This is a genomic window from Chlorogloeopsis sp. ULAP02 (genome assembly GCF_038404745.2).
Taxonomy (GTDB): Bacteria; Cyanobacteriota; Cyanobacteriia; order Cyanobacteriales; family Nostocaceae; genus Chlorogloeopsis.
The window spans coordinates 111,695-134,628 of sequence record NZ_JAYKTT020000023.1; the positions used below are offsets into that span (position 1 = coordinate 111,695).

At 41.8% G+C, this 22,934-nt stretch carries 20 protein-coding genes; 14 read left to right on the plus strand and 6 right to left on the minus strand.

The window, feature by feature from the left end:
• Positions 1 to 6: 6 nt before the first annotated feature.
• The 3 genes from U2718_RS10915 to U2718_RS10925 form a co-directional block, all read right to left on the minus strand.
• Complete coding sequence (locus tag U2718_RS10915; RefSeq protein WP_342003135.1) at positions 7 to 183, minus strand: hypothetical protein; 177 nt, start codon at positions 181 to 183, stop codon at positions 7 to 9.
• Positions 184 to 267: 84 nt separating this feature from the next.
• A complete protein-coding gene (locus U2718_RS10920) occupies positions 268 to 1,833 on the minus strand; it encodes a metallophosphoesterase family protein (protein WP_342003134.1) in 1,566 nt (521 codons plus the stop codon).
• Between the two features lie 355 nt (positions 1,834 to 2,188).
• Complete coding sequence (locus U2718_RS10925) at positions 2,189 to 2,848, minus strand: gamma-glutamylcyclotransferase (protein WP_342003133.1); 660 nt, start codon at positions 2,846 to 2,848, stop codon at positions 2,189 to 2,191.
• Positions 2,849 to 2,996: 148 nt separating this feature from the next.
• Between U2718_RS10925 and U2718_RS10930 the strand changes: the two genes are divergently transcribed.
• The 9 genes from U2718_RS10930 to U2718_RS10970 all read left to right on the plus strand — a co-directional run bounded on the left by U2718_RS10930 (position 2,997) and on the right by U2718_RS10970 (position 14,186).
• Positions 2,997 to 4,256, plus strand: a complete 1,260-nt coding sequence (locus U2718_RS10930; RefSeq protein WP_342003132.1) for a glycosyltransferase family protein — start codon at positions 2,997 to 2,999, stop codon at positions 4,254 to 4,256.
• A 39-nt stretch (positions 4,257 to 4,295) separates the two neighbouring features.
• Positions 4,296 to 5,483 carry a glycosyltransferase family protein gene (locus U2718_RS10935; protein ID WP_342003131.1) on the plus strand — a complete coding sequence of 396 codons (1,188 nt, stop codon included), beginning with the start codon at positions 4,296 to 4,298 and terminating at the stop codon, positions 5,481 to 5,483.
• 282 nt (positions 5,484 to 5,765) lie between these two features.
• Entirely contained in the window at positions 5,766 to 6,977 is a 1,212-nt protein-coding gene (locus tag U2718_RS10940; RefSeq protein WP_342003130.1) for a glycosyltransferase, read from the plus strand.
• 21 nt (positions 6,978 to 6,998) lie between these two features.
• Positions 6,999 to 8,072, plus strand: coding sequence for a glycosyltransferase family 2 protein (locus U2718_RS10945; RefSeq protein WP_342003129.1), 1,074 nt, complete (start codon positions 6,999 to 7,001; stop codon positions 8,070 to 8,072).
• Positions 8,073 to 8,075: 3 nt separating this feature from the next.
• Complete coding sequence (locus tag U2718_RS10950) at positions 8,076 to 9,932, plus strand: ABC transporter ATP-binding protein (RefSeq protein WP_342003128.1); 1,857 nt, start codon at positions 8,076 to 8,078, stop codon at positions 9,930 to 9,932.
• Entirely contained in the window at positions 9,916 to 11,124 is a 1,209-nt protein-coding gene (locus U2718_RS10955; RefSeq protein ID WP_342003127.1) for a histidine phosphatase family protein, read from the plus strand. The genes U2718_RS10950 and U2718_RS10955 overlap by 17 nt, the downstream gene beginning before the upstream one ends.
• A complete protein-coding gene (locus tag U2718_RS10960; protein ID WP_342003126.1) occupies positions 11,114 to 11,395 on the plus strand; it encodes a hypothetical protein in 282 nt (93 codons plus the stop codon). The genes U2718_RS10955 and U2718_RS10960 overlap by 11 nt, the downstream gene beginning before the upstream one ends.
• A gap of 184 nt (positions 11,396 to 11,579) precedes the next feature.
• On the plus strand, positions 11,580 to 12,569 hold the full coding sequence (locus U2718_RS10965) for an NAD-dependent epimerase (protein WP_342003125.1): 990 nt from the start codon (positions 11,580 to 11,582) through the stop codon (positions 12,567 to 12,569).
• Between the two features lie 18 nt (positions 12,570 to 12,587).
• Positions 12,588 to 14,186: an iron uptake porin gene (locus tag U2718_RS10970; RefSeq protein ID WP_342003124.1), complete on the plus strand. Its 1,599-nt coding sequence runs from the start codon at positions 12,588 to 12,590 to the stop codon at positions 14,184 to 14,186.
• 45 nt (positions 14,187 to 14,231) lie between these two features.
• Here U2718_RS10970 and U2718_RS10975 read toward each other — a convergent pair whose 3' ends face one another.
• Positions 14,232 to 15,035 (minus strand): EndoU domain-containing protein, encoded by an 804-nt coding sequence (locus U2718_RS10975; RefSeq protein WP_342003123.1) that lies wholly within the window; start codon positions 15,033 to 15,035, stop codon positions 14,232 to 14,234.
• 212 nt (positions 15,036 to 15,247) lie between these two features.
• Here U2718_RS10975 and U2718_RS10980 point away from each other — a divergent pair, with 212 nt between their 5' ends.
• Positions 15,248 to 15,466, plus strand: a complete 219-nt coding sequence (locus U2718_RS10980; RefSeq protein ID WP_342003122.1) for a hypothetical protein — start codon at positions 15,248 to 15,250, stop codon at positions 15,464 to 15,466.
• 144 nt (positions 15,467 to 15,610) lie between these two features.
• On the opposite strand, the gene mraY is transcribed toward U2718_RS10980, so the two are convergent.
• Together mraY and U2718_RS10990 are read right to left on the minus strand one after the other, a co-directional pair.
• Positions 15,611 to 16,705, minus strand: a complete 1,095-nt coding sequence (mraY, locus tag U2718_RS10985) for a phospho-N-acetylmuramoyl-pentapeptide-transferase (RefSeq protein WP_342003121.1) — start codon at positions 16,703 to 16,705, stop codon at positions 15,611 to 15,613.
• A gap of 82 nt (positions 16,706 to 16,787) precedes the next feature.
• Entirely contained in the window at positions 16,788 to 17,030 is a 243-nt protein-coding gene (locus U2718_RS10990) for a DUF3134 domain-containing protein (protein ID WP_342003120.1), read from the minus strand.
• A gap of 238 nt (positions 17,031 to 17,268) precedes the next feature.
• Between U2718_RS10990 and U2718_RS10995 the strand changes: the two genes are divergently transcribed.
• The 4 genes from U2718_RS10995 (at position 17,269) to U2718_RS11010 (ending at position 22,732) form a co-directional block, all read left to right on the plus strand.
• Positions 17,269 to 17,853, plus strand: a complete 585-nt coding sequence (locus tag U2718_RS10995) for a PAP/fibrillin family protein (protein WP_289793626.1) — start codon at positions 17,269 to 17,271, stop codon at positions 17,851 to 17,853.
• Positions 17,854 to 18,486: 633 nt separating this feature from the next.
• Positions 18,487 to 19,215: a DUF6875 domain-containing protein gene (locus U2718_RS11000; RefSeq protein WP_342003119.1), complete on the plus strand. Its 729-nt coding sequence runs from the start codon at positions 18,487 to 18,489 to the stop codon at positions 19,213 to 19,215.
• A 225-nt stretch (positions 19,216 to 19,440) separates the two neighbouring features.
• Complete coding sequence (locus U2718_RS11005; RefSeq protein ID WP_342003118.1) at positions 19,441 to 22,155, plus strand: amino acid adenylation domain-containing protein; 2,715 nt, start codon at positions 19,441 to 19,443, stop codon at positions 22,153 to 22,155.
• Between the two features lie 361 nt (positions 22,156 to 22,516).
• The gene (locus tag U2718_RS11010; RefSeq protein ID WP_289793629.1) at positions 22,517 to 22,732 is read left to right on the plus strand and encodes a photosystem I reaction center subunit IV; all 216 of its coding nucleotides are present in this window, start codon (positions 22,517 to 22,519) and stop codon (positions 22,730 to 22,732) included.
• The last annotated feature ends 202 nt before the right edge of the window (positions 22,733 to 22,934 follow it).

The window sequence follows — 22,934 nt, forward strand, 5'->3', positions numbered from 1 at the left end:
TTGGTGTTATAAATACGGTTGTTTAAGTCTTTCTACAATTGCCTTGACTTTACCAATGACCTCAGTTTTATCTACTGTCAAAATTAGGCGATCGCCTAATATGACTTCGTTCTCCACAATGAAAGTTTTCATATCACTGGAGGATATGTTGTAAACCAAAGTAGTGGGTTCGTAGTGAGCCATTTATGGCTCAGTTTCAATATGGCTACAAATTTTCACAACTCATCAAAATTAATCACATAGCCAGTAGTCTTACAACAAGAAAAATTAAAGCTCAAATGCTTCCAGTTCGTTATTATACCACTCACTCTGATAGCGTTCGGCAACAAATGGCCTGACGATAAACTTGGGTGGATAGCCATCTTTAACATCAATCCGTACAAAGGAGTAAGGAAGCCGCTTTTGTTTATCGTAACCATTACGACCAACAAATAGCAGTGAATCAGCAACTTTACGGTTATGACTATCTGCTGTATCTCCAAAAGTTTCCATTAATTCCGATTTTTCCTCGCGTTGCCGTCGGGGACGACGACCGCTGCCACCACAGACGATACAATTCAGGTTAGAGTCACCATGCCCGGTGTTAGTAGTGCGGAGATATTCCAGACAGTGAGCGTGACCGTTTAGAATTAAATCGACAATGGGACGTCCTTGAGTCAAAGAACCAAGAGTTTTTGCCACTTCATCAAATACCCAACGCAAGCGGTGACGCACTGCTAAAGTTTGTGCCTGTTCCCACTTACTCGCCTCAGTCACAAATGGAGGATGATGAAAATAAACAACACGTCCCCGTACTTCCTGGGTATGCCAAGAATTTATAAGCCTTTGCTTGAGCCATTCTAATTGTTCAAAGTCGATCACTGGTTCGTCGTGGGATGCTAATTGTTTCTCGATGTCGATTTTGACTTCATCAATTTGGTACAACTTCGCTTTGAGAGCATCGAGTTGTTCTGCTTCTTCAGGGTTATTTGAATCAAGGCGATCGCACGCCTCTAAAATCCGCATTTCTTCTTGTTCGATTTCGTCGCGGCGCTTTTCTAATTTGCGGCGGCTACTTTCCCCTTCTTGAGTTTCAGGTAGCGGGGATGGTTCGTTAAAAGTATTTGAGTCGAGTGCAAAAAAATCTATACCACCATAACGAAAGGTATAATAACGGTTGGGTACGCGGGTAAAACGTCCAGGTTCGTAGCGCAAACAGTTGCCTGTATCAGTTTTGGCTGTGTAATGTTCGTCAAGGTGAAATTCTAACTCATCTTTAGAGTTGAATGACTTTAGGTAATCAATAAATGCTCGTGCGTAGGCATCTCCTTGATTTGAACCATGCCAACCAATTTCAATATTCTTGTAGCTGAAGAAGCGGCGCAGTGGTAGCGTACTTCCTGCCAGCAAACGATACATGAGTGGAACATCATAGTAATCATGATTGCCGAGAACTGGTAAAATCGGAGTTTTGAATATCATGCGATCGTAGGGAATGCGTTTGGGATTTTCGCCTCCGACAATAAACTCACGATAGGGTTCGATAAAGTTTTGTGGGTAATACTCACGTGAACCGACGATATAAATAACATCCCCCGTATGCAAGACAAAGCTACACTCTTGTTGATGTGGAAGCATCAGTTCGGCAACTCGGCGCTGGGGATTGTGTCGTGCCTTAGAACCACTGTCACCAATAACCATAAAAGAAAATTCTGGATTATCCGAGTTGCCATCATCGATCACCATGCTAGTTTGGTCAATTCTCCGTGAGACAATACTTGGATGCAACCAGCGCACCCGTTCTTTCATCTTTTGAATTTTTGTAGGTATTGACGGTTCGGAGATGAATTTCATTGCTGATGACTCCAGGATGCAGAACTTTCTCTATCTCTTCTCGCATCCCGATTGTAACTTTATATAAGGCAGGGGGCAGGAGGCAGAGATGAAGTCTGAGCGCCGTACGACGGTGATCAGAACTTCAAAGAGGCAGAAGGAAATTAGAACAAGGGAGCAAGGGGTTCCCCTCTGGAGTTGGGGCTGGGGGAGACAAGGAGACAAGGAGCAAGAACGTCATTCAGATTTCCCCATGTCCTCTTCTGTTCCCTGTTTCCACGAATGAATTTAATTTTGCTCAACTATTTATCATATGTTTTTTAGCTTCACAGAAGAACGGTGAATTCTCTCCTGTGAAAAAGTTTTTAAAGCTTAACTAACTCTGTCGGATCAAAACCTGATCGCGCAACTGAAGTAAATGTTTATCCCGAATCCCAGCTGCTAGCAAGCCATCAACAGTTTGTATAAGGTAGTCAGCACAAGAACCAATTTCTCCAGAAGCTGTAGTAAGGCTATTGACTGTAGTTTCAAACGAAATATCGCCAACATAAGCTCGATGCTGGTGATTGACAACAAAAGCGATCGCTTGGAATTTTTGTGTACCATCAAATACGCTCACCCAACGGGGAATGTAAGAAGCAACTATCATTTCTCGTCGCCACAGCAGGAGCAATTCTGAGGCTACATCATTTGCAGCTATCTGGTAAGCAATACCACGACAACTACCACCGCGATCCAAGCCAAGCGCTAATCCTGGGTTATCTGGAGTACCACGCCCTAAGGGAATCCACAGACAAAAGCGACGGTGCCATCCATAAATTTTGCCAACACGCTGTTCTACAAACTTGAAGATGGGGTTCCAAATCAGCGAGCCATAGGCAAAAATCCAAACATCAGAAGCAGGATTTTGTTGCCGCAGAGTTTCGTTAATAGACTCTTGCAACTGAGATTCATTAAGGACATTTACCTTTCGCCCAGAGTCCAAAATTATCTGCTGCAAACGTCCAGATTCAAGATCGGAGCGTGTTATTGACATGAAAATTTTCTCATCGAAGTTTCATAAAAGATTCATGCACAATTGACAACCTAGTTAAGTAGTACAGCTAATGAAATACAAAACCGGGTTGACAGCGGCTTTGGAATTTCATGCATTCACCGAATCAGGAATTGAGGGAAATTGAGCCATGAGACTAATGGTATACTCCCACGATGGCTTCGGTCTCGGTAATATTCGCAGAATGTTGGCAATCTGCACACACTTACTAGATTCGATTCCAGAACTTTCTATCCTCGTCGTCTCTGGCTCGCCGATGCTGCATAGCTTTCGTCTGCCGAAAAGACTGGATTACATTAAACTACCCTGCCTGAATCGGGGAATATCAGGTGAGTTTAGTGCCAAGTATCTAGGAACAGCCACCGATGAAACGGTAAAACTACGATCACAATTAATTTTGTCTGCGATCGCCAATTTCAAACCAGATGTGTTCCTGGTAGACAAAAAACCCTACGGCATTCGTAACGAATTGCAGGCAACTATCGAATATCTGAAAACCGAATTGCCAGAAACTTCCTTAATTCTGCTGTTGCGTGACATCTTGGATCATCCAGAGGTGACGATTCCAGAATGGCAAAAGCACGGTTATTACGAAGCGATCGCCAAATTTTATGATCGAGTGCTGGTTGTTGGTACTCCAGAAATTTTTGATATCCGTAAGGAATATCAGCTACCGTCAGAGGTTGCCCAAAAAGTACAGTTTTGTGGGTATATTCGCAAAGAGCTAGGGCGCAAAGGGCCAAATTTTGTTCGTAACGAGTTACATCTCAGCTTAGATGAACAACTCGTTTTGGTGACACCAGGAGGAGGCGAGGATGGCTACAACTTAGTTGATACTTATTTATCGAGTTTGGCATTGCTACCTGCCTCGCGCAAACTCCGGAGTATGATAATTTTTGGCCCCGAAATGCCTTCTCGCGATCAAGCAGCACTGGAATGGAAAGCATTTTCCTATCCACGAGTGCAAATCTGCGAGTTTACGGACGATTTAATGAGCTATATTAGTGCCGCAGATGCCGTGGTAGCAATGGGTGGCTACAACACAATTTGTGAGATTCTGTCTGTAGAGAAGCCAGCAGTAGTAGTACCCAGAATTAAACCATCTCAAGAACAGTGGATTCGGGCAGAACATCTCGCCAAACTAGGTGTTGTCACAGCAATTCATCCCGATCATCTGACTCCTGATCTATTGTTGCGATCGGTGCTGCAACAACTAAATACTCCCCCAAACAAGAATATTTCCACTCCGATTATCGATCTAAATGCCTTACCCAAAATTAGCCAATACATCTGCACCTTACTGACAAAAAACAAGAGAGTGGTTCCATTTTGCAGAACCTGCCAACCACCAGAACAATTACAAGATTTGGCGATCGCCAAAATTGTTTAACTCAATGCAAGTTTATAGATTATAGAGGCAAAGCGTGTTATGCAACGTCTTATGTTCTACTGCCAACATATTTTGGGCATGGGGCATCTAGTTCGCAGCATGGAAATTGTACGTGCTCTCACCGAAGACTTCCAAATTTATTTTATTAATGGCGGTGAAATAGTAAAAGGATTTGATATTCCTGCTGGTGTGGAAGTCATCAACTTGCCCGCAATTAAAACCGACTCAGAATTTCAGGAACTACAAGTCGTAGATAATACTTTTAGTCTTGATGAAGTTAAAGAAATCAGAAAAAATCGTCTTTTGGAAATATTCGATCAGTTACAACCCGATATTTTAATAATTGAATTATTCCCCTTCGGTAGGAGACGTTTCTCTTTTGAACTAATTCCTTTATTAGAACGGGTAAAGTCAACCAAAAGCTCAACAAAAGTTGTCTCAAGCTTACGAGATATTGTAGTTACAAAACAACACAAGCAAGTAAAACACGAAGAAAAAGTTTGCCATTTAATTAACCAATATTTTGATGTATTACTGGTTCATGGTGATCCTAGATTTGTACCTCTCGAAGAAACATTTTCTAGAGTCAGCAATCTTAACTGCAAGATATACTACACCGGATATGTAGTTCAAAATCCTTCAGTAAATCCTATCCTTACCAATGAAGATAGAGAAATTATTTACTCAGGTAAACCCATGATTCTAGCGAGTGTTGGAGGAGGTAGATTTGGTTATGAACTACTTGATTGTGTAGTCAAAACTGCTCCTCTATTGGAGAAAAAAATACCTCATCATATCCAAGTTTTCACTGGGCCATTTATGCCAGAAGAGAAATTTAACGAACTTCAAGCAATGGCTGTAAATACCAAAAATATTCGCATAGAGCGTTACACAACCTACTTTCTGAATTACATGAAGAAAGCAGAACTCTCTATTAATATGTCTGGCTATAACACCACTATGAATATTTTAACAACAGGTGTACGGGCAATGCTTCTTCCCTTCACAGGTAATCAGGATAGAGAACAAAGTATGAGAGCAGAGAAATTGAGCAACTTAGGAATAGTAAAACTTCTTAATCCCAGCGATTTACAACCTGATTTGTTTGCCCAACAAATAATCGATTATCTTCAAGAACAACCCAAGCAAATTAGCTTTGATTTTGCTGGAGTTGAGAAAACTGCAAAAATTTTAAGACAACTAGCAATTAAACAAAAAGCTGCCTAGTAAAAAACTTTGCGCCTCCACCGAATTTATGAGCCTCCTGGTGGAAGAGCTAAGTCGTAAGGCGACACGCTGCGGTTACCGCGCAGTCATGCCCGCAGGGCTTGACGCTAACGGAGGAAGCCTCCCTCCGGGTTCGCAGTCGCCACAAGTCGGGGAACCCGCCCAAGGCGCTGCTCACCGCACCCTTACGGGAAGTCGCTATCGCGCCTACAGACTTCTCTGTGTGCTTAACTTAGCGTTCCTCTGCGTTTAAAAAACTACAAATAAATTTCTTAGAAAATTATGGATCAAACAAAAATCTGTATTACCACACTAGAATATCCACCTGATGTAGGTGGAGTTGGCGAATCAGTACATCGAATCGCCAAAATGTTAATTGACAGTGGCTATGAAGTTCATGTTGCAGTTTTTCGTTCTAAACAACGCCTAGTTACTGATGGAAGTCGCAGACGAACAAGTTGCAGCACAACACTTCAAGATGGTGTATTTGTGCATCGAATTAAATCAGCCGTACGCGATAACTTGACAGAAATCCAAGACTTTTTTAGCGATGTTTACTTCCAACTAAAATGTTTGCATCAAAAGTATAGATATGACTTGTTTCATGCCTTTTTTCTGAATGAAACAGGCTATGTCACAACACTTTTAGCAACAGAGAATGATATTCCGGTAATTAACAGCGTTCGCGGTAGCGACTTGCACAAACATATTTTTAATCCTAAAAACCATGCTCAAATTGCATGGATTTTAGAAAATTCTGCTTGGGTAACATTTGTCAGTCGAGACTTGCAAAAAAGAGCCACTGTCATTGCTCCCAGTGTAAAGCTAAAATCATCAGCTTTCTGGAACTCGATCGCACCAATTAACTTTGAGCAACTCCCCACCCCAGCTCTAGTTCGCGAATTGCCAGGAATTATTATCGGTTCGTCGGGTAGATTCCGAGACAAGAAGGGGATCGAATTTCTTCTCGATGCCTGCGCCAAATTAAACAATGAGCTAGACTTAACACTTTTGCTCGTCGGTGATTTTATTGAGCGAGAAAAAGAATATTGGCAACAACAAATACAGCAAAGTGGAATTGGCGATCGCCTCCAAATCACAGGCATAACCAGTCGTCAAGAAGCCTTGGCTTATCTGCCACACTTAGATATTTTCGTAATTCCTTCACTACACGACGGCTGCCCTAACACACTCCTAGAAGCCATGCTAGCGAGCCGAGCAATTATTGGCACTCGTGTTGATGCGATCGGCGAAATTTTAGAAGACGGCGTAGACGGTTTGCTCATCAATCCCGGCAGTACGGAGGAACTAATTGCCTCACTCCGATACTTAGCAAATAAACCAGAACTACGGCAAAAGCTAGGTGTAGCAGCCAAAACCAAGGTACTTCAGCAACTTGCTCCATCAGTAGAACATCAAAACTGGATTGATGTTTACCAAAAAGCCTTAGGTACATCTGCATCAGTTTTGTTTGGCAAGCTCTCCCTCGTGTAGTCTCTGTAAAAAAATTGAACTATGAATAAACCACAAGTCACCATTGTTGTTTCGCAGCGAGAGCGCTTCAGTTATACTCGCGAATCGCTTGAAAGTATTTATGAACACACTCACACACCCTTCTCTTTAATTTATGTAGACGGTGGTTCTCCCCGTCATATTCAGCGCTACCTTGAGCAACAAGCACAAGAGAAAGGATTTCAACTCATCCGCACAGAACAATACCTTTCACCCAATCAAGCTCGTAACTTGGGTTTACAACAAGTCGATAGCAAATACTTAGTTTTTATTGACAATGATGTAATTGTAAGTCCGGGTTGGCTAAATTTATTACTTGAATGTGCTGAAGAAACAAAAGCGACTGTAGTTTGTCCGCTAACTTGCATTGGGCAGCCTTTAGAGCAAACAATTCACTTAGCGGGTGGCGAAGCTCATATCTTCGTAGAGCCAGATGATTTTGGAGTCAAGCGACGAGTACACGAAAAACACTACTTTGTAAACCGCAAAGTTGCTGATGTGAAAGAGCAACTGCATCGTCAACAATGCGAGTTTGCTGAGTTTCACTGTATGCTAGTGCGGACTGAGATTTTCCAAAAAATTGGGCTGTTAGATGAAGGATTACTAAGTACGCGAGAACACATCGACTTTTGTCTCACGGTAGCTGAGGCGGGAGGTACTTTTTATTGTGAGCCAGCTTCGGTAGTTACTTATGTACCAGGATTGAAATTTGAATTGTCAGAACTAGAATTCTTCATGTTACGCTGGAGCGATGCTTGGGAAATTGCTAGTTTAGAACACTTTGCCCAAAAGTGGGATCTAACAGTGAAAGACAAATACTTCAAAAAGCGTTATAAGCGGATGGGGCATCGTCGTCATCAGGCATTTTTGAAGCCATTGTTAAAAAGTCTCACCTTTGGAAATAATCCCCTGTGGTTAGAGAAAATGGCAATTTCTCTAGAAAAGAAATTAAACCACTACATTAGCGATCGCCATACTCAAAGCCAAGCTAATTTTGCAAATCAACCTCAGACTCATGAAAACAAACCTATCCGCGAGTTAGTATCTTTGGTTCATTCGCTGGAGGGAGATAAGTAATATATGGCGCGTCGAGATCCCAAAAGTCTGAGGGCAGCTTTACCAGGGATAGGGCGGATTTTGCAGCGGTTTTCGCCCCACCTTGGCAAACAAAAGGCATTGCTGATTATGTCTTTTGTGGCACTCATGGCTGAGATTGTCTTGCATTTGCTCGAACCTTGGCCTTTAAAGTTTATTTTTGACTATATCCTTGTACCTGATTTTCGATCTCAGTCTTTTGGGATTCCTTTACTTGCACAACTCAGCCCCTTTGCTCTCCTGACAGGCTTAACACTAGCTTTAGTAGCGATCGCTTTACTTCGTGCTACTGCTGCTTACTTCAGTGTAGTGGGGATGGCGCTAGCAGCCAGCAATATACTAACTGAAATTCGCGCCGAACTCTACAGCCATCTGCAAAACCTCTCGTTGTCATTTCACCACAAAGCCAAAAGTGGTGATTTAATTACCCGCGTTACCTCAGATATTGAGCGATTGCGGGAAGTAACGGTGATGGCAGTATTACCCCTACTTGCCCACTCCCTTACCCTTGTTGGCATGATTGGCGTCATGTTTTGGCTGCATTGGGAACTAGCACTGATTGCCGCCGCCGTATTTCCCCTATTTATTTTTTTCACCATGCGCCTCACCAAACGCATCCGGCAGGTAGTGCGATCGCAGCGTCAGCGCGAAGGTGCAATGGCTGCAACAGCAGCAGAGTCTATCGGGGCAATCAAAATTGTACAAGCGCTTTCCCTACAAGATATGCTGGAGCGTACCTTTTCCAGTCATAATCGCCAAAGCCTCAAAGAAAGTGCGAAAGCACAAAAACTGGCAGCAGGGTTAGAGCGGATGGTGGAACTTTTGGTGGGGCTTGTCACTGCTTTAGTATTGTGGCGCGGTGTACAGCTAGTGTTAGGAAAAGCGATCACACCAGGAGATTTGCTTGTATTTGTCAACTATCTCAGGATAGCCTTTAAGCCGATGCGGCAGCTTGCCAAATACACTGGGCAAATTGCCAAAGCTACCGCTTCCGGCGAGCGGATATTAGATGTTCTAGATACTGCACCCGATATCCGTGATTCCCGTGGGGCAATAGATGCACCTCCTCTACAAGGAGCCGTGCGGTTTGAAAATGTTACCTTTGCCTACGAACCAGCAAAAGGAATTTTGCATAACGTCAGCTTTGAGGTAGAGCCAGGGCAGCATATTGCCTTAGTAGGGCCATCTGGTGGTGGTAAATCAACGCTCGTAAGTTTGCTATTGCGTCTTTACGATCCCCTCGAAGGAAGAATTTTAGTCGATGGACACGATCTACGCGAGTACAAGCTGCAATCGGTTCGGCAGCAAATTAGCGTGGTGTTACAAGATACTCTTCTCTTTGCAGCTAGTGTAAAAGACAACATTGCCTACGGTTGTTTGGGGGCTTCTGAGCAAGCAATTGAACAAGCTGCACGCTTGGCAAATGCTCACAATTTCATCATGGCATTACCCCAAGGCTACGACACAGTTCTGGGCGAGAGAGGGGCAACTCTTTCTGGAGGGCAACGGCAACGTATTTCTATTGCCCGTGCTGCCATTCGTCAAGCTCCGATCGTGATTTTGGATGAGCCTACCACTGGCTTAGACAACGAAAACGAACACGCTGTTAACGAAGCGTTGGAACGCTTGACTGAGGGATGCACCACTTTTTTAATTTCTCACAACCTCAAAGCCGTTGAAAAAGCCGATTCAATTCTTTATATCGAAGGTGGACAAATTTTAGAGCAAGGTACGCATGCACAACTGCTGCGTTTGGGTGGCAGATACGCCGCGATGTATGCCTTAAAATCTGCGATCGCTGAAAATTCCCACGAGGATGATGTATATGCACTCGGAGCATAATCACAAGGAATTTAGGAGTTCTTCTACAATTGTCTCAACCCGCGTGATTTTGGTACGTCACGCTCAAAGTACCTACAATGCCCAAAAGCGTTACCAGGGAAGTTGTAATGACTCAGTGTTGACTGAGAAAGGGCGCAGTGATGCTTACCAAACTGGTATTGCTCTTAGGGGTAATATAATGGATGTAATTTATACAAGCCCCTTATTGCGTACTCTAGAAACTACACTTGAGATTTTAGACGGGCTCCAAGAAAGATACAAAAGAATTCTTTTGCCTCCGATTGATTCATCTCCTCTACTCAAAGAAATTGATATGTCTGCCTGGCATGGACTTACGTACAAATACGTACAAGAACACTTTGCAGAAGACTATCGCTGCTGGAAGGAACGGCCACATGAGTTTCAAATGGCACAACCGCAATCGGAAAAGCAATTACAAAAAGGAGGAGTAGCAGTTGCCAAGCAGTACTTCCCTGTGCTGGAGTTGTACGATCGCGCTCGTAAATTCTGGCGAGAAATTCTACCATTACATATCGGCAAGACTATCCTGATTGTCAGTCACAGTGGCACGATTCGAGCGCTGATTGGTACTGCGATCGCGATGGGATGCGAGCAATACCACGTCCTCCAACAATCAAACTGCGGCATCAGCATCCTGAATTTTACCACGTTAAATGATCAGCAAGGGCAACTTGAAGCAATGAATCTCACTACCCATCTGGGTGAAGTTCTGCCTAAGCTAAAAGACGGCAAACAAGGTTTACGTTTACTTCTAGTACCAGCAACTGAAAAAACCCCACATTCAATTCAGAAGTTAGCCGAACACCTTCAGACAGTGCCGATTGACTTCAGCCTCAGCAGCGATTTGGATAATTCTCAACAAACCGCCAAGCAACTGCTTAAATATCATCCAAAAGCAGTACAACTTCAAGTTTTACGCCAAGATTTTCTCCAGCTTTGGCAGCAAACGCTCTTATCTGAGCGTACCGCAATGTCAGCAAACGACACATACTCTACCCGTCCTATTACTGCGCTAGTAGTGGCTTCTTTCTCCATTATCCAGAATATGTTGGCTCAAGTATTAGGTACTTCACTCCAGTGCTTAAAACTACTTCCCAACACCCTCAGCGTTATTTATTACCCTCTAAAAATGCGTACCCCTGTGCTGCAAGCGATGAATATTGCTGATTAGTCATTGGTTAGTAGGGGCGGGTTTTGTTGATCATCTTGCCGTTCAAACTGATAATTTATCTTCTAAACCAGCCCGTACAATGGTTAGTAGTTCTCCCCATCTCCTTTGCTCCCTCCGAAGTTCTGAGCCTCCTGGTGGAGGAGCTGAGTCGCCTTGCGACGGCTGCGGTTACCGCGCAGCCATGCCCGTAGGGCTTCACGCTAACGTCGGTAGACGCGGAGCAGCTTCCGTAGGTACGGCGTATCCGTTGGTAGTGGATAAGCGAAAGTAGCCTCCCTCCGGGTTCGCAGTCGCCACAAGTCGGGGAACCCGCCCAAGGCGCTGCTCACCGCACCCTTACGGGAAGTCGCTATCGCGCCTACAGACTTCTCTTTGCCGTTCCTTGTTACCTGTTCCCTATTTTCAACTCAGATAGTAGATAGTAGTTAGTTATTATTCTTCTTCATTACTAACTTATGAAAGTATTAGTCACTGGTGTTGCTGGCTTTATTGGTTTTCATCTGGCACAGCGTCTTTTAGCAGAAGGAATGGAGGTTTATGGCATTGACAATTTGAATGATTATTACGATGCCAATTTGAAAAAAGCTCGCTTGGCTCAACTTGAACCTCAAGCCAAATTCACTTTTGAATTTCTAGATTTAAGCGATCGCCCTAGCACTGCTGCACTATTCCAAAACCAAACCTTTGACTGTGTGGTACACCTAGCAGCCCAAGCTGGAGTTCGCTATTCTTTACAAAACCCCTTTGCCTACGCAGATAGTAACCTCTCAGGGTTTTTAAATATACTAGAAGGTTGTCGCCATCACCAAATTAATCATCTAGTTTTTGCCTCCTCCAGTTCTGTCTACGGTGCCAATGCCAAAGTTCCTTTTGCTACCAGTGACAACGTTGATCATCCTATTTCACTCTACGCTGCTACAAAAAAGGCGAACGAGTTGATGGCTCATGCCTACAGCCATCTGTATAACTTGCCAACAACAGGATTACGCTTTTTTACGGTGTACGGCCCCTGGGGACGCCCCGACATGGCATACTTTAAATTTGTGCGGGCAGTTGTTAACAACCAGCCGATTGATGTTTACAACTATGGCAATATGCAAAGGGACTTTACTTATATTGATGATGTAACTGAAGGGCTAGTTCGAGTCATGCATAAACTACCTTTAGCTGATCATCAAGATACTTCCATTAGTAAAGCGCCCTACAAGCTCTACAACATTGGTAACAACAGCCCTGTAGAGTTAATGAGGTTTATTGAAGTAATTGAAAAAGCGCTGGGTAAGCAAGCCAAAAAAAACTTACTACCCATGCAGCCAGGTGATGTTTACTCTACCTATGCTGACGTTGATGACTTAATGCAAGATGTAGGCTTTAAACCCGCAACTCCAATTGAGCAGGGCATAGAACGCTTCGTGCAATGGTATCGAGACTATTACGGTTATTAAAAAAATATTCCGAGGCGGATGAATAAGCAATCTCGGTCGAAAAATGTCTGGAATGTCTGGTGTTTTGGCTTTACTTTTACAATTATCCTTGCAGTTGCAGGTAGGGCTTTTGGTAACGAAGTTCCACCTGCTCTATTTTTCGACCATAACATTGATAATACCGATCCTTCAACGGAAATCAATAATGTTTCTGAGCTAGCAGAAATTAAACCTACTGACTGGGCTTTTCAATCTCTGAAATCCTTGGTGGAAGGTTATGGTGGAGTTGCAGGTGACTCTAATGGCACGTTTGGTGGCAATCAAATTATGACTCGCTATGAATTTGCTGCCATTCTTGCCACAACAATAAACCGTATTAGTAAACTGACAAGTGTAAAAACCACTAATCTAACTTACCAGAAAGACTTGGAAACTCTTAAGCGGTTGCAAGCAGATTTTGCAACAGAACTAGAGGTTCTTCAAGGGCGATTAGACAATTTGGAAAATCGTGTCGAGAAAATCCAACAGCAACAGTTTTCTACAACCACTAAATTTGAGGGAGAAGTTCTTTTTGCCGTCTCTGGAGTTGGCAGTGGTGAAAAAATCGATGATGGCGACGATCGCATCGACAGCAATCTTACCTTGAGCAGTCGTACACGCCTGACTTTCGATACGAGTTTTACTGGTAAGGATCGCTTGCGAGTTCGCCTACAAGCCAGTAATCTCCCTGGAATAGATGATGCAACGGGAACTGATATGGCTCGTCTTGCCTTTCAAAGTGACAGCGATAACCAATTTGAACTGAGCACTTTAGAATATCGCTTCCCAATTGGGGAACAAGCTATGGTTTATCTAGAAGCCGAAGGCGGCGATCTAGATGATTTTTTTACTGATACGCTTAATCCCTTTTTCAGTGGTAGCAGTCGTGGTTCGATTTCCCGTTTTGCCCAGCGCAACCCAATTTATCGCCAGGGAGGAGGTGCTGGGATAGGACTGATTTACGATTTAAGTGAAGCAATCAGCTTGAGTTTAGGGTATTTGGCTGACGATGTTAACGATCCAGAAGTGGGGTTTGGTGGAGGAGAATATGGGGCGATCGCTCAACTAACTCTCGAACCAATTGACGAGTTCAAAGTTGGCTTTACTTACATACACTCCTACAACAGCCTCGACACGGGAACTGGTAGCCGCCGTGCCAACGATCCTTTTGATGACAACAGTGATGCTATTGTTGCAGACTCATTCGGGTTGGAATTGACGACTGCGGTGAGTCAGAGCTTAACCGTTTCTGGTTGGGTTGGCTTTACCCGTGCCACAGCCACAGATCTCCCCACCAATCCAGTAGCAGATATTTTTAACTGGGCGTTGACTGTGGCTTTTGTCGATCTAGGCAGAGAAAACAACGTTGCCGGTATAGCGATCGGGCAACCACCCAAAGTAACTGGCAATGAGTTTGAGGTTACAACTCAATCATACGAAGATAAAGACACAGCTCTTCATTTAGAAGCCTTCTACCGCTTCCAACTTAACGACAATATCGCTATCACTCCAGGGCTATTGGTAATTACTAGCCCAGAGCACGATCGCGAAAACAGCACAATCTATGTCGGCACACTTCGCACAACTTTCCGCTTTTAATCGTGAATACTGTCTTTTTCTCAATCCCCAGTCACTAGTCCCCAATCACCTTTTACAAGCTTCTCCCTCAGGAGTCGCATCAGGATAAAACGTAATAATCGCCTGTTCTTTCTTGACAAAAACGGTGGGAAACGTTTTACCTGTTTCCCAATCCTGCACATTAAAAATACAAGCTCCTGATCTATTTCCTTGGAGTTTAAAAATTTTAGTTGCATCTAAGAGAATTTCTTGGGCGTTGCTAAGGTAGGCATAGCCTTTAATCTCATCTTTAACTATGCGATCGCCCTGTTTAATTATGACTCCCATCGTGTAAATTACACCAGGAACTACTTCCCCTCGTGCTTGATTATTTGGAAGACGTCCACCAATTCCCTGATTTTGTAACTGTAAATATCTGCCGTAAAAATGTAAGCCACCTATATCATTTTCGTTATATATCTCGCCACAAAAAATATGTTCAAAGCCTCTTCTTTTAAACCAAATATTAGTTAAATCTTGTAAAAATTCTAATTTTTCTCTCCGCCCCGAACGCAATTCACCGCCACTAACTTTTTGAAGTTTTTCTAACACATCTGGATAATAGGTTAAAAGCTGTTGAAATTGACTAGATTTAACTCTCGTACCAACAGAACCACAGATATTAAGAACAGCTTGATCAAAAGCATTTAGTTTTGGTGGTGGAGGTGAAATATCTAACTGCTGCTTGGAAGGAAACCTCAGAGGAACTGGGTTATCTTCGTTATCAAAAAAAGGCAAAAACTTATTATCTTGCTGTTGCGCTTCGACTGAATTAGTCAACAAAATTGGAAAAGCTAGTAACAAAATAAATATTCCTATTCTTAACAACATAGTAACTTGGTCAGTAGGTGAACATCATTAAACTTAAAATGCCAAATTATGAAGCTATATTAGAAAGGAAAATTTACCCTTTTTTGAGAGATGGTCTTAGAACGCAAAGGAAGAGATAAATATAAAGGGTGCAAATAATTTTCTACAATTTCACATCCATGATGTTATAAATTACACAATAAGCATTGCACATTTTACTGCTGATTACAACTATGTTTAACAAAGGAAATATGGGGTTGTTGTTTATAGTATTCTTAATATTTGTAGGTTTTGGCGATAGCTTCTTGCCAAAACCATTGAGTACTTTTAGCTTGCAAACCCGTACAGCAATTAATAATACTGTAATTGGATGGTTTCCTAAGTGGACTCTAAAAACTAATCCTTACAAACGCACTGAAAAAGCACTAGAAAATGGGGGAAATAAGAAATAATATTTGCGATCGCATCTTAAAAAAATAACCTCCCCGATTCGAGGAGGTGGACATGATTAAATGTAAAATAGCAACTTCTAAAAAGCAGATGGAAACAGCCTTCTGCCATCTACCATCTGCCTTCTACTGATCAAAACATCTAAATTAAGCAATTGCCAAACATATCGCAGCTAAAATAGCATTGATTAGGTAGAAAGCAGTAACAACTTGCAATTCTGACCAACCAGAAAGTTCCAGATGGTGATGTAAAGGAGCCATTTTAAATAGACGCTTTCCTTTACCATCAGGGCCTTTTGTTGCTTTATAGTAGCTAACCTGTGCCATTACAGAAAGAGTTTCTACAAAGAAAATACCGCTGAGAACAAATAGTGCTACCAAACTGTTAGTCAGCAATCCCACTGCTGCCAAAGCACCTCCCAGTGCCAAAGAACCAGTATCCCCCATAAAAACACGGGCGGGATTGCGATTATGTGCCAAAAATCCTAAGCAACTGCCGCTCAAAGCCGCACAGAAAATCATCATTCCCAGCGAAGTCGGAGCAACAAGCACACCTAATGCTAGCAATGCGATCGCTACCGTTCCTCCTGCTAAACCATCAATGCCATCTGTTAAATTAGTAGCATTACTTTCTGCTACCAATACAAAACCAGCGAAAGGCCAAAATAAAAAGCCTAAAGGAATAGAGAAACCAAAAGGTAAAGCAATATTTGTAATATTAGAAGGCTGATTAAACATTAACCATAGACAGAATAGAGCCGCAAAACTAATTTGGAGAAATAGTTTTGTCCTTGGAGAAATACCTTTATTGGACTTGCGACGTAAAATCTGCCAGTCGTCGAGCCAACCAATAAAACCATAACTCAGTGTTAATGCACAAACAGCTAATACCTGTGTATTAAAATTAGACAATATACAAGCAGCGATTACTGCTACCGGGATAAAAAATATACCCCCCATTGTTGGTGTACCCGCTTTTTTCAGATGAGCTTGAGGCCCATCTTCACGGATAATTTGTCCTGTTTTGAGTGCTTGTAGCATTGGCACTACAAAAAAACCTGCCGCTGCTGAGATTGCAGCACAGGATAACAAAGGCAGGGTAAGCGAATTGTTTTGCCAAGGCAACCGATTCGCCATTCCATCTAAAAATAGTGCAGCAGTAGTTAGCCCTACACCTAGTAAAGAGACTAGGCTTATACCAGAAATATTTAGCCCCTGATCGGAAGACAATTTAGCGTCCACGGATATGTTTCCCCTCACTCCACACTTATACAGTTAGACACTTGGGATTTAGTTAAGATAGCAGCCCCCCAGTTTGCACTGGTTATTCTTCGTCTGGAACGATGTCGTCATCGTCATCAAAGTCGTAATCGCCAATTCCATCCTCGCCACCCAGAAATTCAGAAATTTCTTCTTCATTTTCTTCAGAAAAATCCTGTTCATGATTCTCACGGGCGATGAGACGACCGCTAGCCTGTAACCAATCCAAAAGTGAGGACTCTTGCTTTAATGGTATAACGGCAGCGCGCTGGTTGCGAGGTTGTTCACGTAATGGAGAATTCAGCATATTTGACGAAGATAATAAGGGGATTGTATATAGACATTAAGAGTCTATCACTGGATACGCAAGATAGCAGTTAATCATTCAACTAATTTGTTTCTAAATCCGACTGAAATTTTTGTGATTTTCTTATTACCACACCAAAAGCTTAAGTCATTTACTTATATCGGTATGGCACCATACATGAGCTAGCAACATCTCCCTGATTGTTTAATGAAAATAATACTGTTTGAGGTAACAGGTGATGATTGCAAAAGCAGCTCTTTTAGAAGCAATTGCTGGCAAAAACCGTGGACTTTTAGCAACTGAGCAGGATAAACAAGCTATCTTAATCGCGATCGCCAATTTGGAAGATCTTAACCCAACACCACGTCCACTTGAAGCTAGCGATTTGCTCGATGGCAATTGGCGACTACTTTACACTACTAGCAAAGCTCTATTGAACCTCGACCGCTTTCCTTTATGCAAGCTTGGAGAAATTTACCAGTGTATCCGTGTCCAAACTAATAGCGTTTACAACATAGCCGAGATTTATGGGTTGCCTTTACTCGAAGGTTTAGTCAGCGTTGCTGCGAAATTTGAGCCAGTTTCACAAAGGCGTGTGCAAGTAAAATTTGAGCGTTCAATTATTGGTTTACAGCGCTTAATTAGCTACAAGTCTTCAGAAAAATTTATCCAACAAATTGAAACTGGGCAAAAGTTTACTGCTGTTGATTTTCCTCTTAACAGTAACGAACAACAGGGATGGTTAGATATCACCTATCTAGATCAGGATTTGCGGATTGGCAGGGGCAACGAGGGAAGTGTGTTTGTTTTAGCAAAAGCATGAGGAGTGTGACTTTAAACATAAATGTTAGCGAATCGAGCGTATTTCATAAATAAAGATTTTGTCAAGGAGGGTTTTACCACTTTTTAGAGATGGGGATGGTACCAAGATAAAAGGGCAGGATGCAGGCGTTTTAAGATTTCTGCATTGATGCCCTTGCAATTTACCTCAACTATTACATCACAAGACTTTCTTTTGAGTATTTTTTCCGCTCATTTCTCTATATAAATAGATGACAATTTTCTAAATATAGGACTCATATTTGATTTTTGAAAAACACGTAGTGGCGCGACACAGCAAGGGTTGGGTGCGTGAGACTAAAGTTATAACACAACGGCAGTTTTGCGAGAAGAAAATCTACACCGCAAACGGCCTCCCCTATAAATACTTAATTTTTTCAGTAATCAAACCGGATTCCTATAGTCTCAGCAACACAAGTAAACTTTGTTTTAGTTCCCAATATAGTATAAATTTTACAAAAACTTCATGGTTGTAATTACTAGATTTATAACAATTTTAATGTGTATCTTTTTTACAAAAACTTCATAGTTATATTTACTAGGGTAATTATAACTTTATAAAAAATTACGTAAAAATCCTTAATATTAATTAGCATACGCAGTTTTTAACTATGTTATGCAGCTTTATACACCGCTCGAAATTGACAATATTCAGCAAGATATTCCTTATTTACTTGAAGTAATGGAGTGGGTTAAAACGTTTTTGGCAAGACCCCACCCTGATTTAGGTAGAAGTGGTGCAGTGTGTCCTTTTGTTCCTCACTCACTTAAATCAAATAGTATTCGTCTAGCAGTTATTCGTGCTAAAAATCTACAGCCACAACAAGTTGAAGATATTGTAAAAAACTATCGAGATACTTTTCTGGAAATAGAACCGCAAGATAGAGAAGATGGTATCAATAAAGCTTTTTTACTCATTTTTCCGGATCTCGATTTAGATGATGCTGCCACGCTTATTGATAGCATTCAACAAAAACTCAAACCTTTTTTTGTTGAAGAAGGACTCATGATCGGAGAATTTCACAAGCGTACAGAAACAAGAGGACTACACAATCAAGATTTCTATCCACTGCGTAGTCCTATTCCCCTAATAGCTATACGTTTTATGGTTGAAGCTGATTTACCTTTTCTGATGAATGCAAATAATCTAGATTTACGTGTTAAATATTTAGAAGCTTATTTACAGCGTTTTGAGAAAAATATGAAAGATAAAATCCGATTAAATACTGCTTATCAAGCATTAGCTGTAGCTAGAGAAAAAATGACAATATTAAATTCTACCAATTTAATATCTGAGAAGCAAGTAAAGATGAATTTTTCCTGCCCATTTCTACACCAACACTAATAAATGTTTGATTATTCACACATACATTAAGTAATTATTAAACTTAACACTGAACCTAATATGAAATTACAGTTATTTTAAAAGAATGAATCCACAAAGTGTAGAGTGGTTATTAGTCGTCAAAGCCCAAGTGATAAGTATTTGAGTTCTGGTGATTAATACCCACCCTACAGAAAACTGCTGTCAGGGCTTAGTCAAACAAAAGTAATTTTATCATTTTTACCGATGCAGTTTATAAATAAAAATCTATACCAAAAATCTAACAAAGATACAAATACCTTGGTGGCGCACAAGACTAATCACAGTCAAATTGATGACATCAAAAATGTATGTATTCATCAAATGTTTGAGGCACAGGTAGAAAAATCTCCTGATGCGATCGCAGTGTTTTTAGATACTTATATTCCAGCTTCGTGCGTATGTGAACAAATTACCTACAGGCAATTGAATCAAAAGGCAAACCAGCTAGCACACTACTTACGTACTTTGGGAGTTGCTCCTGAGGTATTGGTTGGCATTTGCATTGATCGTTCTGTAGAAATGATAGTAGCAATTCTAGGAGTTCTTAAGGCTGGTGGTGCTTACGTGCCTTTAGATCCAGCATATCCTCCGGAACGGTTAGCCTTTATTTTGGAAGACTCCAAAACACCATTAATCATCACCCAGGAGAAATTACGAGGAAACTTAACAGCTGATGGAGCGCAAGTAGTTTGTCTAGACTCAGATTGGGAACTCATTGCTCACAACAGTCAAGATAATCCTGTAAATTGGACAAATCTAGATAACCTTATCTACATCATCTATACTTCTGGTTCCACAGGACAACCAAAGGGTGTGATGATTTCCCATCGTGGTATCAGCAATCAACTACATTGGCGACAAACAACCTTTGAATTAACCGACACAGATAAAGTCCTACAAACTATATCTTTTAGCTTTGATCCCTCCGTTTGGCAAATATTTTGGCCGTTATGCTTCGGGGCGCAGTTAGTATTGCCTCGTCCTGGCGGACATCACGATAGTGTCTACTTAATTAAGACAATAATCGAACAGCAAATTACTGTCTTGGCAATGGTTCCCTCTATGCTCCGCGTATTACTAGAGGAGAAGGATATTGAAAATTGTCAAAACTTAAAACACATTACCTGTGGTGGCGAAGTTTTACCCATTGAACTTGTAGAAAGCTTCTTCGCTCGTTTGAACCTAAATAATGTTTTGCATAATTGCTACGGCCCTACAGAAGCTTCTATCGATGCTACCTTCTGGACGTGTCAACGCCATACCAACTATATTACTGCTCCCATTGGTCGTCCTATTACCAACACCAATATTTACATCCTGGATTCTGATTTACAACCTGTGCCTGTTGGAAAAGTTGGTGAAGTTTACATTGGTGGTATTGGTTTAGCGCGAGGTTATCTCAATCGTCCAGAATTAACAGCACAAAAATTCATTCCTAACCCTTTTAATTTATCAGAACGCCTGTACAAAACTGGGGACTTGGCACGTTACTTAAGTGACGGTAATATCGAATACGTTGGTCGCATTGATCATCAAGTAAAAATTCGTGGCTTCCGCATAGAGTTAGAAGAAATTGAGGCGAAGCTATTACAACACCCGAATGTGCAGACAAGTGTAGTTATTGCCCGCGAGTATATGTCGGGTGATAAATGCTTAGTCGGCTATATTGTCCCCAATGGAGAGCAGAAACCTACAATAAGTGAACTTCGTGACTTTCTAAAACAGACGCTGCCAGACTACATGGTGCCATCAGCGTTTGTGATCCTAAATTCTCTACCCCTAACAGCCAACGGCAAGGTAGATCGCCGCGCCCTACCAGCACCCGAACAAAATCGTCCCGAATTAGGAACAGAATTTGTGGCACCACGAAATCACTTAGAACTCCAGTTAACACAGATTTGGGAAGAGAGTTTAGGCATTCAGCCCATAGGAGTTACAGACAATTTCTTCGATTTAGGTGGACATTCACTGGTTGCTTTGCGTTTGTTAGCGCAAATCGAGCAGAAATTTGGTACAAGCCTTCCCTTATCGACATTCTTGCAAGCACCGACAGTAGAAAAACTGGCTGATATTCTCCAACAGAAAGAATCACCAGCACTCTGGCAACCTTTAGTTGCGATTAAATCCAATGGCGAGAAACCACCACTATTCTGCATACATGGTGCTGATGGTAACATTATCGTCTTCCACAACTTAGCTGTTTATTTAGATGCAGATCAGCCAGTTTATGCCTTACAACCCTTCGGCTTGGATGGAAAAAAACCTTTCCATACCAAAATAGAGGATATGGCATCTGATTACATAACAGAGATCCGTACTATTCAATCAGAAGGGCCTTATTTACTGGCGGGCTACTCTGCTGGTGGTACAATCGCCTTCGAGATGGCACGGCAATTGGTTGCCCAAGGGGAAAAAGTTGATCTGGTAGCGTTGTTTGATACTTGTAGTTCGGTTTACTACCACGAATTATCATTCCGTCAATGGATTTCTCGTCATTGGCATAACTTTTGGCAACTCAACGAACTAAAACAGAAGCTGAACTACTTATTTATGGCGATACAGCAACGCCTTCAGAAAACTAACAAAAAATTTGGTTTGGACAACGTTGCCGAAGAATCATCAGATGTCAATGTATCTTTAGGATACGATTCAAGCCCACTAGAGAATACTCTATTTGCAATTCAACAACAAGCTGTTAGGGATTATCACCCACAAGTATATTCCGGTAAAGTCACCCTTTTCCGCAGCCATGAGCAGATTTGGTGGCTCGAAGGCGATCGCGAATTAGGTTGGAGGGAATTTGCAGAAGTGGAAGTTCATGCGATTCCAGGCGATCACAATAACATAGTCAGAGCCAACGTACAGTCTCTGGGTGAAAAATTGAGGGATTGTTTAAGAAGGATAAAGGATGAAGGCTGAAAAACATTACTAAAGAAAGGCAGAGGGCAGGAGGCACGAGAGAAGTCTGAGCGCCGTACGACGGCGATCAGAACTTCAAAGAGGCAGAAGGAATGAAGTATGTTTAGATACTTGTATTCAATTTTCGGTTCTGGCCATACTTTCCGAAGACTCTGCTTTGAATAAGGACTACAATATGTAGTACATTTATCAACTTTTCGTGTTTATGCGTAGGGATTCCTTCTGCCCTCTAACTTCTATCTTCTGCCTTCTTAATTCAGTCAAATAACTTAACAAATGGGCTGTAAACGACCTTCTAGCTGTACAGTGAAATCAATTAGCCTTTACACATTGGCAATTGATAACAAAAAGGGAAAAACTTATGGTTCAACGTGGATCTAAAGTACGTATTCTCCGCCCGGAGTCCTACTGGTTTCAGGATGTAGGAACAGTGGCATCTATCGAGCAAGGTGGTACTAGCAGATATCCCGTAATTGTCAGATTTGATAAGGTAAATTATGCTGGCGTCAACACCAATAACTTTGCCCAAGATGAGTTAGTAGAGGTTGAAGCACCAAAAGCAAAACCGAAAAAATAAATTAGTAGGGCTGTTTTCAAACGTCCAACCTTCTCAAGAGGGAGGCTACACTAACTGAGTGTACCTGGGCAAACTCTATATAGAATAGTACTTTGAGTCTGTAAAGGCAGGCTTTGTGTGTGTAGCTTCAGACTTTGAACTGCAATGAATTAAGTTTGAAAACACGCTTTGGCGGCTAGCAAAGTCAATAACCACCTGGTAA